At 63.8% G+C, this 13,731-nt stretch carries 11 protein-coding genes; 8 read left to right on the top strand and 3 right to left on the bottom strand.

The genetic code is table 11. The features are described 5' to 3' along the window. The 4 genes from M2400_RS11460 to M2400_RS11445 all read left to right on the top strand — a co-directional run bounded on the left by M2400_RS11460 (position 1) and on the right by M2400_RS11445 (position 5,195). On the top strand, positions 1-621 hold the full coding sequence (locus M2400_RS11460) for a heme acquisition protein HasA (RefSeq protein ID WP_177043345.1): 621 nt from the start codon (positions 1-3) through the stop codon (positions 619-621). Positions 622-799: 178 nt separating this feature from the next. Further along, positions 800-2,542, top strand: a complete 1,743-nt coding sequence (locus tag M2400_RS11455; RefSeq protein WP_259196816.1) for a type I secretion system permease/ATPase — start codon at positions 800-802, stop codon at positions 2,540-2,542. After that, positions 2,539-3,870: an HlyD family type I secretion periplasmic adaptor subunit gene (locus M2400_RS11450; protein ID WP_259196797.1), complete on the top strand. Its 1,332-nt coding sequence runs from the start codon at positions 2,539-2,541 to the stop codon at positions 3,868-3,870. Before M2400_RS11455 ends, M2400_RS11450 begins: the two co-directional genes overlap by 4 nt. Then, complete coding sequence (locus M2400_RS11445) at positions 3,867-5,195, top strand: TolC family outer membrane protein (RefSeq protein WP_259196799.1); 1,329 nt, start codon at positions 3,867-3,869, stop codon at positions 5,193-5,195. Before M2400_RS11450 ends, M2400_RS11445 begins: the two co-directional genes overlap by 4 nt. A 163-nt stretch (positions 5,196-5,358) precedes the next feature. On the opposite strand, the gene trmA is transcribed toward M2400_RS11445, so the two are convergent. After that, entirely contained in the window at positions 5,359-6,438 is a 1,080-nt protein-coding gene (gene trmA / locus M2400_RS11440; protein WP_177043350.1) for a tRNA (uridine(54)-C5)-methyltransferase TrmA, read from the bottom strand. After that, positions 6,435-7,730, bottom strand: coding sequence for an NCS2 family permease (locus tag M2400_RS11435; protein ID WP_063026981.1), 1,296 nt, complete (start codon positions 7,728-7,730; stop codon positions 6,435-6,437). Before M2400_RS11435 ends, trmA begins: the two co-directional genes overlap by 4 nt. 200 nt (positions 7,731-7,930) lie before the next feature. Here M2400_RS11435 and M2400_RS11430 point away from each other — a divergent pair, with 200 nt between their 5' ends. The 4 genes from M2400_RS11430 (at position 7,931) to M2400_RS11415 (ending at position 12,174) form a co-directional block, all read left to right on the top strand. After that, entirely contained in the window at positions 7,931-8,377 is a 447-nt protein-coding gene (locus M2400_RS11430) for a DUF4879 domain-containing protein (RefSeq protein WP_177043351.1), read from the top strand. A 106-nt stretch (positions 8,378-8,483) separates the two neighbouring features. Further along, positions 8,484-9,008: a (2Fe-2S)-binding protein gene (locus M2400_RS11425; protein WP_259196803.1), complete on the top strand. Its 525-nt coding sequence runs from the start codon at positions 8,484-8,486 to the stop codon at positions 9,006-9,008. Further along, positions 9,005-9,994 (top strand): xanthine dehydrogenase family protein subunit M, encoded by a 990-nt coding sequence (locus M2400_RS11420; RefSeq protein WP_259196805.1) that lies wholly within the window; start codon positions 9,005-9,007, stop codon positions 9,992-9,994. The genes M2400_RS11425 and M2400_RS11420 overlap by 4 nt, the downstream gene beginning before the upstream one ends. Further along, positions 9,991-12,174: a xanthine dehydrogenase family protein molybdopterin-binding subunit gene (locus M2400_RS11415; protein WP_259196807.1), complete on the top strand. Its 2,184-nt coding sequence runs from the start codon at positions 9,991-9,993 to the stop codon at positions 12,172-12,174. The genes M2400_RS11420 and M2400_RS11415 overlap by 4 nt, the downstream gene beginning before the upstream one ends. Here M2400_RS11415 and M2400_RS11410 read toward each other — a convergent pair. Further along, positions 12,171-13,409 carry an MFS transporter gene (locus tag M2400_RS11410; RefSeq protein ID WP_177043355.1) on the bottom strand — a complete coding sequence of 413 codons (1,239 nt, stop codon included), beginning with the start codon at positions 13,407-13,409 and terminating at the stop codon, positions 12,171-12,173. The two genes, M2400_RS11415 and M2400_RS11410, sit on opposite strands and share 4 nt — an antisense overlap. Between the last annotated feature and the right edge of the window lie 322 nt (positions 13,410-13,731).

Here is a 13,731-nt window from a genome sequence, read left to right as displayed (position 1 = left end):
ATGACTATTTCTGTTAGTTACGAAGCTGCGCTCGGTGCTTACTCCGTCTCGGACTACCTGACCGACTGGGCACTGGGGTTCAACACCGCGGGTCACGGCAACAGCAACACCGGCGGCTTCAGCAACGGCTCCCTGAGCGGCGACCAGTATTCGACCCATGGTGCCAACAACTCCGATTACGCCTTCATTGCCGACAGCAACACCAGCAACGGCCTGCACTACGTATTCAACCCGGCGCTGCCAGCCAGCCACAACGAAAACCACTACCTGTGGGGCAACCTGGATAACGTTCAACTGGGCACCGGCCTGGGCGGCGGCAATGGCAGCGACTTCACCCTCGACGCGTTCAAAGTGGCGTTCAACGGCCTCGACCTGAGCGCGGCGCAAGGCGCAGGCCGCGTTGGCAACGACGTGCAGAACGTGATCTACAGCCTGATGCAAGGCAACACCTCGGCCCTGGAAACCGTGCTCAACAACCTGCTGGACGACTTCGGCCTGTCCACCGCCAACACCTTCGACGAGATCTCGGCCGGCCTGGCGGCACACGCTACGGCAACTACCACCGATGTCGCCCTGGTGGGCGTGCAGGACGTGGCACAGGACTGGGCGCTCGCTGCCTGATTTTGCTGCGCCATGAAAAAAGCGAATGGAAGATCGCTCTCCCATTCGCTGCGTAAACCCCGTCGTCGCCATGAGTTTTCGAAGGCCAGGGCGACGGCGGTGACAAATTCTGCGCAGCGGCGTACGGCGTGTCAAACCCGGGCGACGCTTCCTGTTTTCCCCCATGAGAATTCCCCCGATGCGCCATGCCGGCAACGAAACCCTGGCCGCCCTCACGGACTATAAAAGTGGCTTCCTCAACATCGGCCTGTTCTCGGCGGTGATCAACCTGCTGATGCTGGCCCCGGCGCTGTACATGTTGCAGGTCTACGACCGGGTGCTGGCCTCCGGCAACGAAATGACCCTGTTGATGCTGACGCTGATGATCCTCGGCTTGTTCGGCTTGATGGGCGCGCTGGAGTGGGTGCGCAGCCAGGTGGTGATACGCCTCGGCACACAGATGGACATGCGCCTGAACCAGCGAGTGTACGACGCCGCGTTCGAGGCGCAACTCAAGGGCGGTACCCAGGCGGCAGGGCAGGCGTTGAGTGACCTGACGACCTTGCGCCAGTTCGCCACCGGCCAGGCGCTGTTCGCGTTTTTTGATGCGCCGTGGTTTCCGGTGTACCTGCTGGTGATCTTCCTGTTCCACCCCTGGCTCGGCCTCCTGGCGCTGGTTGGTGCGCTGATGCTGATGGCGCTGGCGTGGGCCAACCAGCACATCTGCCAGGCGCCGCTGACCCAGGCCAATCAGTTGTCCATCAGCGCCAGCCAACAGGCCACGTCCAACCTGCGCAATGCCGAAACCATCGAAGCCATGGGCATGCTCGCGACCCTGCGTGCGCGCTGGTTTGCCCAGCACCAGGCGTTTCTGGCGGCGCAGAACCTGGCCAGTGAAAAGACCGCCGCCATCAGCGCCTGGTCGAAGGGCGTGCGCCTGGCGTTGCAGTCATTGGTCCTCGGGTTGGGTGCGTTGCTGGCGGTGCAGGGGGCGATTACGCCGGGCATGATGATCGCCGGCTCGATCCTGATGGGGCGGGTGCTGAGCCCCATCGACCAACTGATCGGCGTATGGAAACAATGGAGTTCGGCGCGCCTGGCCTATGAGCGTCTGACCCTGATGCTGGCGGCCAACCCGGCGCGCCCTGAGCGCATGGGCTTGCCGGTGCCCAGCGGGCAGTTGACGGTCGAGCAGGTGAGTGCGTGTGCGCCGGGCAGTCGTCGCCCGGCGTTGGCCAACCTTGGTTTCAGTCTGCCAGCAGGCGATGTGCTGGGCGTTATTGGCCCCTCCGGTTGCGGCAAGTCGACGCTGGCGCGGTTGCTGGTGGGCGCGTGGGCGCCGATGGCCGGCAAGGTGCGGCTGGACGGCGCGGACCTGGCGCAATGGGACAAGCAGCAACTCGGACCGCACATTGGGTATCTGCCCCAGGACATCCAGCTGTTCGCCGGCAGCATTGCCGACAACATCGCGCGTTTCGACACCGTGGATTCGGACAAGGTGCTCGCTGCCGCGCAAATGGCCGGCGTGCATCAACTGATCCTGCAGTTGCCCCAAGGCTACGACACCCAACTGGGGGAGGGCGGTGCCGGGTTGTCCGGCGGGCAGAAGCAACGTGTCGCGCTGGCGCGGGCGCTGTACGGCTTGCCTGCGCTGATCGTACTGGATGAGCCCAATTCCAATCTCGATGAGGCCGGCGAGCAGGCCTTGCTCCATGCCATCACCTTGCTCAAGGCGCAGCGTCGCACGCTGGTGCTGATCACCCACAAGACCCCTGTGCTGGCGTTGACGGACCAATTGCTGATCCTGCGGGACGGCCAGTTGCAGGCGTTCGGGCCCACGGCGCGGGTGTTGGAGGCCACGCAGAAACCGGCGGCCGCGCCGCCCAAACCGGTGTCTGCAATGAGCATGAGCTACCGCCTCGGTGAAGGAAAAAAAGCATGAACCGACCTGTGCTTGTGGCGGATAACAGCGTGCCGCCGGTGAATAACGTGCTGGCCCTGGACGACAAAAAATACGCGCGCCTGGGCTGGCTGCTGGTGCTCGGCGGGTTTGCCGGGTTTCTCGGCTGGGCTGCGCTGGCGCCGCTGGACAAGGGCGTGGCGGTGTCCGGCAAGGTCATGGTCTCGGGGCATCGCAAGACGGTGCAGCACCCGGCGGGCGGGATCGTCGAGCGTATCGAGGTGCGCGATGGCGAGGTAGTGAGCGCCGGCCAGGTATTGATCCGTCTGAAGGAAACCCCGTTGCGCGGGCAGATGCAGTCTTTGCGCAGCCAGTTCATTGCGTCCCAGGCCAGCGAAGCGCGCTTGAGTGCCGAGAGCGAAGGCTTGTCGGCCATTGTCTTCGGCCCCGAACTGCTGAATGAGCCTGAAGCTGCCACCACCTTGAGCCTGCAACGGCAACTGTTCAGCAGTCGCGCCCAAGCCCTCGCCACGGAGCAGCAAGGCCTGCGGGAAACCATCGCCGGGGCCGAAGCGCAACTGCGCGGCACCCGGGATTCCCAGGCCAGCAAAGTGCTGCAACGCACCGCGATGAATGAACAACTGCAAGGCCTGCGGGAGCTGGCGCGGGACGGCTACATTCCGCGCAATCGGCTGCTGGAAAGTGAACGCCTTTACGCCCAGCTCGACGGTGCGATTGCCGAGGATTTCGGCCGCATCGGCCAGTTGCAACGGCAAGTCCTTGAGCTGCGCCTGCGCATCCGCCAGCTCGGCGAAGACTTCCAGAAAAAGCTGCGCGGCCAACTGGCCGAAACCCGCACCCGCAGCGACGACCTGCGCAACCGCCTGGCCTCGGCCGAATTCGAACTGGCCAACAGCCTGGTGCGCGCCCCGGCCGCCGGTGTGGTGGTGGGGCTGGACGTGTACACCGAAGGCGGCGTGATCAAGCCCGGCCAGGCGCTGATGGACATCGTGCCCCAGGGCGAACCACTGCTGGTGGAAGCGCGGGTGCCGGTGCAGATGGTCGACAAGGTGCACCCGGGCTTGCCGGTGGAGCTGTTGTTCTCGGCCTTCAACCAGAGCACCACCCCGCGCATCGCCGGTGAAGTGACGCTGGTGTCGGCCGACCGGCAGGTCGACGAGCGCACCGACGAGCCGTATTACACCCTGCGCGCCCAGGTCAGCGCCGCCGGCATGCGCCAGCTCGACGGCTTGCAGATTCGCCCGGGCATGCCGGTGGAAGCCTTCGTCAAAACCGGTGAGCGCTCGATGCTCAACTACCTGTTCAAACCCTTGCTGGATCGGACTCACATGGCGTTGGTGGAAGAATGAAGGCGCTGGTATTCAGCCTGTGTTGTGCCTGCAGCGGTTCGGTTCAGGCGTTGGGATTGCTCGATGCCTATGACTTGGCGCTACGCAACGATCCGACGTTTCAGGCGGCAATCCAGGAACGTGAGGCCGGCGAGGAAAACCGCGTCATCGGCCGCGCCGGGCTGTTGCCGAACCTGTCCTGGAGCTACAACAACTCGCGCAATGAATCCGAAGTCACCCAGTCGACGGCGGTGGGCAACGTTAGCAGCGACCGCGATTACCGCAGCTATGCCTCGACCCTGACCTTGCAACAACCGCTGCTCGATTACGAAGCCTACGCGCGCTATCGCCAGGGCGCGGCGCAGGCGCTGTTTGCCGACGAACGCTTTCGCGGCAAGAGCCAGGAATTGGCCGTGCGGGTGTTGAGCGCCTACAGCCAGGCGTTGCTGGCCCAGGAGCGGATCGAACTGAGTCGCGCCCAGAAACGTGCCTATGTGGAGCGCCTGCAACTCAATGAGCGGCTGCTCAAGGGCGGCGAGGGCACCCGCACCGATGTGCTGGAAACTCAGGCGCGCCTGAGCCTGGCCCAGGCGGAAGAGATCGAGTCGCTGGACACCCAGGATGCCGCCTTGCGCGAGCTGGAAGCCATCGTCGGGCAGCCGTTGCAGATCGAAGAGTTGGCGCCGCTGACCCGCCAGTTCGACATTCCGCCACTGGAGCCCAACCGTTTCGAAACCTGGCGGGAAATGGCCATGGCCAACAACCCGGAACTTAAATCCCAGCACCATGCGCTGGACGTCGCCGAGTACGAAGTGGAGCGCAAACGCGCCGGGCACCTGCCCAAGGTCAGCCTGTATGCCAGCAGCCGCCAGACCAGCTCCGATTCGGAAAGCAGCTACAACCAGAAGTACGACACCAACAGCGTCGGCATCCAGGTCAGCCTGCCGCTGTTTGCCGGCGGCTCGGTGTCGGCGTCAACCCGCCAGGCCGCGAATCAACTGTCCCAGGCCCAGTACGAACTGGATGCGCAAACGGCCAAGACGCTGATCGAACTGCGCAAGCAATTCAACCTCAACACCAGCGGCGCGGCCAAAGTGCGGGCGTATGAAATGGCGGTCGGCTCTGCCACCGCCCTGGTCACGGCAACCAGGAAAAGCGTGACCGGCGGCGAGCGTGTGAACCTTGATGTGCTGGATGCCGAGCAGCAACTGTTCACGGCCCGCCGCGACCTGGCGGACGCACGGCACGCGTACCTGCTGGCGCGGATACAGCTGAAGTATTTCGCCGGGTTGCTAAGCGAGCAGGACCTGCGGGCGTTGGCCGGGTATTTCCAGCCGTCGGCATGATGGCTATATCGGCTAACACACCGATCCACTGTGGGAGCTGTCGAGCCTTGGCGAGGCTGCGATGGCGGCGGGACTGATGACATTTTTTTGTCTGACCCACCGCCATCGCGGCCTCGCTAAAGCTCGACGGCTCCCACATTTTGATTTGTGCAGTCCTGGGAATTTAACGCCGAGTCAGCAACACACCCGATTCCATGTGGTGCGTCCACGGGAACTGGTCAAACATGGCGCACTGGGTAATCCGGTGCGTGTCATGCAGTTGTGCAATGTTCGCCGCCAACGTTTCCGGGTTGCAGGAGATGTACAGGATGTTCTCGAAGCGCCGGGTCAGTTCGCAGGTGTCCGGGTCCATGCCGGCACGCGGCGGGTCGACGAACACGCTGCCGAATTCGTAGCTCTTGAGGTCGATGCCGTGCAGGCGTCGGAACGGCCGCACTTCGTTCAAGGCTTCGGTCAGCTCTTCGGCAGACAAACGCACCAGGGTGACGTTATCCACCGCGTTTTCATCGAGGTTGCTCAGGGCCGCATTCACCGAGGTCTTGCTGATCTCGGTGGCCAGCACTTTGCGCACGCGGGTGGCCAGGGGCAGGGTGAAGTTGCCGTTGCCGCAGTACAGCTCCAGCAGGTCATCACTGCGATCGCCCAGGGCTTCGTACGCCCAGTTGAGCATCTTCTGGTTCACCGTGCCGTTGGGCTGGGTGAACGCGCCTTCGGGCTGGCGATAGCTGAAGGTGCGACCGCCGACATCGAGTTTCTCGACCACGTAATCGCGGCCGATCACATCACGCTTGCCCTTGGAGCGCCCGATGATGCTGACATTCAAATCAGCTGCCAGCTTGTTCGCCGCGGTGTGCCAATGCTCGTCCAGCGGGCGGTGATAGCACAGGGTGATCATCGCGTCGCCGGCCAGGGTGGTGAGGAACTCCACCTGGAACAGCTTGTGGCTCAAGGCGGCGCTGGCTTGCCAGGCGGCCTTGAGCTGCGGCATCAACTGGTTGATGCGCAGGCTGGCAATCGGAAACTCTTCGATGAGGATCGGCGTGCGCTTGTCGTCCTGGGAGAACATCGCGTAGTGGCGTTCGCCCCCTTCGCGCCACAGGCGGAACTCGGCCCGCAGGCGGAAATTCTGCAAGGGCGAGTCGAAAACCTGCGGCTCTGGCGCGTCGAACGGCGCCAGCAGGTCACGCAAGCGCGTGACCTTTTCTTCCAGTTGAACGGTGTAGCTTGCGGCGTCAAAAGTCATGCGTTGAACCAGCCCAGCTTGATCACAAACAGAATCGACAGGATCACCAGCGCCGGGTTCAGCTCACGGTAGCGGCCCGAAAGCAGCTTGATGGCGGTCCAGGCGATGAAACCGAAGGCAATGCCGTTGGCGATGGAATAAGTGAATGGCATCGCCAGGGCGGTGATCACCACCGGCGCGGCGACAGTGATGTCGTCCCAGTCGATTTCGGCCAGGCCCGAGGTCATCAGTACCGCAACAAACAGCAGCGCCGGCGCGGTGGCGAAGGCCGGCACGCTGGCCGCCAGTGGCGAGAAGAACAGCGCCAGCAGGAACAGGATGGCGACCACGACCGCGGTCAAACCGGTACGGCCACCGGCGCTCACGCCTGCAGCCGATTCGATGTAGCTGGTGGTGGTCGAGGTGCCCAGCAGCGAGCCGGCCATGGCAGCGGTGCTGTCAGCGATCAGCGCACGGCCCATTTTCGGCATGTGGCCGTCCTTGCCCATGAGGCCTGCGCGCTTGGCCACGCCGATCAGGGTGCCGGAGTTGTCGAACAGGTCGACGAACAGGAAGGCGAAGATCACGCTCACCAGACCGATGTCCAGGGCGCCCTTGATGTCCAGTTGCAGGAAGGTCGGCGCCAGCGAAGGCGGCATCGACATCACGCCGCCGAACGGGGTAAAGCCGAGTGCGATGGAGGCGATGGTCACCACCAGGATGCCGATCAACACCGCGCCGCGCACTTTCAGGGCTTCCAGCGCAACGATCAGCGCGAAACCGAGGGTGGCGAGGATCGGCGCCGGTTGTTTCAGGTCGCCCAGGCCCACCATGGTGGCCGGGTTGCTGACCACGATGCCGGCGTTGTGCAGGGCGATCAGCGCCAGGAACAGGCCGATACCCGCCGCAATCGCCGAGCGCAGCGGCAGCGGGATGCTGTTGATGATCCATTCACGGATGCGGAAGATCGACAGCAGGAAGAACAGCACCGCCGAGATGAACACCGCACCCAGCGCCACTTGCCAGGTGTGGCCCATGTGCAGGACCACGGTGTAGGTGAAGAACGCGTTGAGGCCCATGCCCGGTGCCAGGGCAATCGGGTAGTTGGCGATCAGGCCCATCACGGTGGAGCCGATGGCCGCCGCCAGGCAGGTCGCGACAAAGACCGCGCCCTTGTCCATGCCGGTCTCGCCGAGAATGCTCGGGTTGACGAACAGGATGTAGGCCATGGCCAGGAAGGTGGTGACGCCCGCGAGAATCTCGGTGCGCACATTCGTATTGTGTGCCTTGAGTTGAAACAGCTTTTCCAGCATGCCTGCTCCCTGTGACGCTATTTTGCGTCGTTATTTGTTGACCTCTAAGTCAAAGCACAAACTGCGCCAAGCGCCTGTGGTTCCAGAGAGGATCGGAAAAAGCGGCGCATCATACCAGCAGCCGAGGGCCAGTGGCGCATAGGCTTGATCATGGCCTTGAGGCATACTGCGCCGACGTTTATTACAGGGTCATCGACAGCATGAAAAAAGCCAGCGCCTGGAGTCTAGCTCTGTTCGGTTGTATCGGCCTGTGGCTCGGTGCAGCACCGGCGTGGGGCGCGCCTGCACCGGCGTTGAGCGAGGTTCGGGTGTTCAAGGTGCAGTCGGCCAAATGCACCGAAACCATCCCTGAGCGGGCGGCCAGCACCCAGATGTGCACACACCGCGGGCAAACCTTCGTGTATGTGATGGAAGTCGGCCTGGGCAACAGTTCCCACGCGTTCTTCGATGGCGCGCCGGTGTCCGGCAGCAGCACCCCCATCTGCCAGGTCGGCTCCATCAGCCAGGCGTGCAGTGGCGCCGGCACATTGATGGGCTACATCTATACGTTCCAGCTGGATATCGAAGCCGGCGGCACGTTCCAGTACAGCAACACCTCGATCAACCCGCCGCGCAACCAACTGGTTACCACCCTCAGCATTCGCTGATCGCCACCCATCAATTGCCTTGAACGCTCATAACCCCGGGAAGTCGTACCGCTAAGACGGCGACTTCCGAGAACGCCGCGATTGCACACCAATCCGTGAGGTGTTTATGAGCGCGACCCCCAACTTTGCTGCGGCCAAGCCGTTCGTCAGTCACCCGATACACCTGACCCTCAATCGCCGGAACATCCAAATGGATGTGTTGCCCTGGACCACTTTGCTCGACTTGCTGCGCGAGCAACTGGACCTGACCGGCACCAAGAAGGGCTGCGACCACGGCCAGTGCGGCGCCTGCACCGTGCTGCTCGACGGCAAACGCGTGAACGCCTGCCTGACCCTCGCCGTGATGTGCGACGGCGCCGAGTTGACCACCATTGAAGGCCTGGCCTCGGGCGAAGACCTGCACCCGATGCAGCAGGCGTTCATCAAGCACGACGCCTTCCAGTGTGGCTACTGCACGCCGGGGCAGATTTGCTCGGCGGTGGGCCTGGCTCGTGAAGGTCGCGCCCACGACACCGCGCAAATCCAGGAACTGATGAGCGGCAACCTGTGCCGCTGCGGCGCCTACAACAACATCCGCGACGCCATCGAAGAAGCCTTGCCGGCATGCCGTGCGCAGGGAGGTGAGCAATGAATCCCTTCCATTACAGCAAGCCGGCCGACGTGCAGGAAGCGGTGCACCTGGTCAGCCCTGCGTCGCGCTTTATCGCCGGCGGCACCAACCTGCTGGACCTGATGAAAGAAAACATCAGCCGCCCCGAGCACCTGATCGATATCACTGGCTTGCCACTTCGTGACGTAGAAGAAACCGGCGAGGGCGGCTTGATGATCGGCGCCCTGGTGAGCAACGCCGACCTGGCCTGGCACCCGCTGATCGAACAACGTTACCCGCTGCTGTCCCAGGCCATCCTCGCGGGCGCCTCGCCGCAACTGCGCAACATGGCCAGCACCGGCGGCAACCTGCTGCAGCGCACCCGTTGCTACTACTTCTATGACGCCGCCGTGCCCTGCAACAAGCGCGAGCCCGGCAGTGGCTGCCCGGCGCGGGTCGGTTTGAATCGCATCCACGCGATCCTCGGCGCCAGCGACCAGTGCGTGGCCACCCATCCCTCGGACATGTGCGTGGCCCTGGCCGCCCTGGATGCCCGGGTGCATGTGCAAGGCCGTGGCGGTGCGCGGGTCATCGAATTTGCCGACTTCCACCGGCTGCCGGGGGATGCACCCCAGCGGGATAACCAGTTGGCCGACGACGAACTGATCACCGCCATCGAATTACCCGCCGACCACCTGGCTGCCCACAGCCACTACCTGAAAATCCGCGACCGGGCGTCTTATGCCTTCGCCCTGGTATCCGTTGCGGCAGCGCTGGAGTTGGACGGCGATGCGATCGTGGATGCCCGGCTGGCCCTGGGCGGCGTCGCCCACAAACCCTGGCGCGACCGCGCAGTGGAGGCGGCGCTGATCGGCCAGGCCGTCAGCCGCGAAACCTTCAGCGCCGCCGCCGAAGCCATGCTGCAAGACGCCGAGCCTTTGGAGCACAACGGCTTCAAGATCAAACTGGCACGCCGCGCGATCATTCGCGCCTTGAGCGATGCCGCTGTTGCGGGAGCCACGTCATGAGCGTGATCGGCAAACCGTTGGACCGGGTGGACGGTCTGCTCAAGGTCACCGGCCAGGCGCGATATGCCGGTGAATTTCCCGAGGATGGCCTGCTGCACGGCAGCGTGGTGTCGAGCAACATCGCCAAAGGCCGCGTCATTCGCATTGATGCGTCCAAGGCCCTGGCGTTGCCCGGAGTGGTGATGGTGCTTGATCACCTCAACCGCCCGAAACTGGCCAGCTACGACGACAGCTACGCCGACGCCGATGCCGCCGACGGCTCGCCCTTTCGCCCGCTGTATAACGACCGTGTGCTCTACAGCGGCCAGCCGCTGGCGTTGGTGATTGCCGACAACCTGGAACTGGCCCGCCACGCCGGCTCGCTGGTGGAGATCGAATACGCAGCCGAGCCTGCCGAGACCGACCTGCTGGCCTTGCAGGACCAGGCGCACCCGTCGCCCCAGACGCCGCCCAAGCCGCGGGGCAACTTCCAGGCCGAATGGGCCGGCGCCGCCACTCGCCTGGATCTGCACTACAGCACGCCCATCGAGCACCACAACCCGATGGAACCCCATGCCAGTACCGTGCTGTATCAGCCGGACGGCACCCTGCACATCCACGACAAAACCCAGGGCCCGCAGAACTGCCAGGCCTATGTGCAAAAAGTCTTCGGCCTGGACAAACGCCAGGTGCGGATCTTTGCTGCGTTCGTCGGTGGCGCGTTTGGTTCCGGCTTGCGCCCGCAGTATCAATTGCCGTTGGCAGTGATGGCCTCGCTGGCACTGAAGCGTTCGGTTCGCGTCACCCTCACGCGCCAACAGATGTTCACCTTCGGCTATCGCCCGCGCACCTTGCAGCGCCTGCAATTGGGCGCCGCTGCCAATGGCCGCCTGCTCGCACTGGGCCACACCGCCGTCGGCCAGACCTCGCGCTTCGAGGACTTCAGCGAGCACGTGGTGGAATGGAGCGGCATGCTGTATCACTGCGACAACGTGCAGTTGACCTACAAGCTGGTGCCGCTGGATGTATTCACGCCGCTGGACATGCGCGCCCCCGGTGCAGCGCTCGGGGTGATCGGCCTGGAGTGCGCCATGGACGAACTGGCCTGCGCGCTGGGTATCGACCCGGTGCAGTTGCGGCTGATCAACTATGCCGAGCGCAACCAGAACGAAGACAAGCCCTGGTCAAGCAAGGCTTTGCGCGAATGCTACAGCGAAGGCGCCGAACGCTTCGGCTGGAGCCAGCGCAACCCGGAACCGCGAAGCATGCGCGATGGTCGCCAGTTGATCGGTTGGGGCATGGCCGGTGGCGTGTGGGAGGCCCTGCAAATGAAGGCCAGCGCCAAGGCGCGGATCGACCACCTCGGCAAGCTCACCGTCAGCAGCGCCACCACCGATATCGGCACTGGCACCTACACGGTCATGGCGCAGATTGCCGCCCAGGCGAGTGGTGTTCCGGTGGGTGACGTGACGTTCCTGCTGGGGGATTCATCGCTGCCGACGGCGCCGTTGCAGGGTGGTTCGTTTACCGTGTCGTCGGTGGGCAGCGCGGTGCAGCAGGCGTGTGCAGCCTTGAATGCCAAGCTGTTGGATATTGCGCGCAAGACGTACCCGGCCTTTAAAGACGCTGAGTCGGCAAGGTTCGAAAACGGACAGCTGCATGCCGGTGATCAGCGGGTTTCTTTGGCGCAACTGGTTCAGGACAGCGGCGAGTCGGCGCTGGAAGTGCAGGTTGACTGCGAGCCGGGCAAACAGCGCGAAGGCTACGCCTCTGCCACTCACTCGGCGGTGTTTGTCGAAGTGCGGGTGGACGAGGACCTGGGCACCATCAAGGTCAGCCGGGTGGTCAGTGCGATTGCGGCCGGGCGGGTGGTCAATCCGAAGATGGCCCGCAGCCAGATTCTCGGCGGTGTGGTCTGGGGCATCGGCATGGCGTTACATGAAGAGACCCAAGTCGATCATCAATTGGGCCGTTACATGAACCACAGCCTGGCCGAGTACCACATCCCGGTAAACGCGGATATCGGCGAGATTGACGTGCTGTTTGTCGAAGAACACGACGAGATCGTCAACGCCCTGGGTTCCAAGGGCGTCGGCGAAATCGGGATTGTCGGGGTGGCGGCGGCGGTGGCCAACGCGGTGTATCACGCCACCGGCAAGCGGGTACGGGATTTTCCCGTCACCCTCGACAAGGTGTTCTAGGCCTTGGTCTCTTCTACCGGCACATGCATGCGGTCGCGGTTGGCCAGGGTCGGGAACAGCTTGATCCAGACCCCGGTCACCACCAGCGTGCCGATCCCGCCCATGACCACGGCGGGCACGGTGCCGAACCAATGGGCGGTGATCCCTGACTCGAACTCGCCCAACTGATTCGACGCCCCGATAAACAGCCCGTTGACGGCACTGACCCGGCCGCGCATTTCATCCGGGGTTTCCAGTTGCACGAACGAGGCGCGGATCACCATGCTGATCATGTCTGCCGCGCCCAGCACCACCAGCACCGCGAGGGAGAACCAGAACGAGGTCGACAGGCCGAACGCGATGGTGGCGACGCCGAATACCCCAACGGCGGTGAACATGATCCGCCCGACATGCCGGTCTACCGCAAACCGTGCCAGCCACAACGACATGAGCAACGCGCCGACCGCCGGCGCCGACCTTAGCAGCCCCAGGCCCCATGCTCCGGTCAGCAGGATGTCCTTGGCAAACACCGGCAGCAACGCTGTGGCGCCGCCCAATAGTACGGCGAACAGGTCCAGGGAAATCGCCCCGAGGATGTCGGGCCGGCTGCGGATAAAACGAATCCCGGCCAGCAACGAGTCCATGGTCGCCTTGGCCTTGTTCAACGGTGTCTGCCGCGCCGGCAGGTTCAGGGTCAGCACGCAGGCGATCAGGTACAGCGCCACGGTCGGGCCATACACCCAGACGCTGCCAAAGGCATAGAGCAAACCGCCCAGGGCCGGGGCCACGATGGTTGCCAATTGCTGGGCCGATTGCGACGACGCCACGGCGCGGGGAAACAGTGCGGTCGGCACGATGCTCGGCAGCAGGGCCTGGGTGGTGGGCATCTCAAACGAGCGCGCGGCGCCCAGCAGGAATGCCAGGATAAAAATCATCTCGCGGGTGACGTTGCCGGTCAGTCCGCCGATCGCCAGGGACAGTGCGATCAAGGCCTGCACGGTCTGGCAGATGGCGGCTACCTTGCGCCGTTCGTAGCGGTCGGCCACATGGCCGGTGTGCAGCATGAACAGCACCCGCGGTACGAACTCAACCAGGCCGACCAGGCCCAGGTCCAGCACGTTGCCGGTCAGTTGGTAGAGGTTCCAGCCGATGGCCACGGTGAGCATCTGGAAGCCGCTGGCGGTAAAGATCCGCGCCAGCCAGAACGCGATGAAAGGGCGGTGGTGACGTAACAGCAGCGCGGGTTCACTGGGCATCGGGGAGGCAGGTCTGGGTGGGGGAGAAGTGAGGTTATCACCAACTTGTAACCAATGGTTGCGTAGGTGGGGTGGGGGGTGGGAGATATGTGCATTTGACTGAGTACATATCCGTTTCTGCGGTAACGGCCGCTTATGGTTCCGCTCTTACAGCGGGTCACTTTTGAAAAGCGCAAAAGTAACCAAAACGCTCTGCCCCGCCTGTCGGCGCCTCGCCTAGGCTCGGCGTTCCCTCACTCCGGGATTGCTCCGCGGGCCGCCGCGACGGGGCGTCCCTGCCCCGTCGCGGCTAAACCGGCGTCCTGCCGGTTTACCCGCTCCT

This window comes from Pseudomonas sp. BIGb0558, assembly GCF_024807515.1.
GTDB lineage: Bacteria > Pseudomonadota > Gammaproteobacteria > Pseudomonadales > Pseudomonadaceae > Aquipseudomonas > Aquipseudomonas yamanorum_A.
Note: the sequence above shows the minus strand (reverse complement) of the source record. Positions and strands in the feature narration are given on the sequence as shown.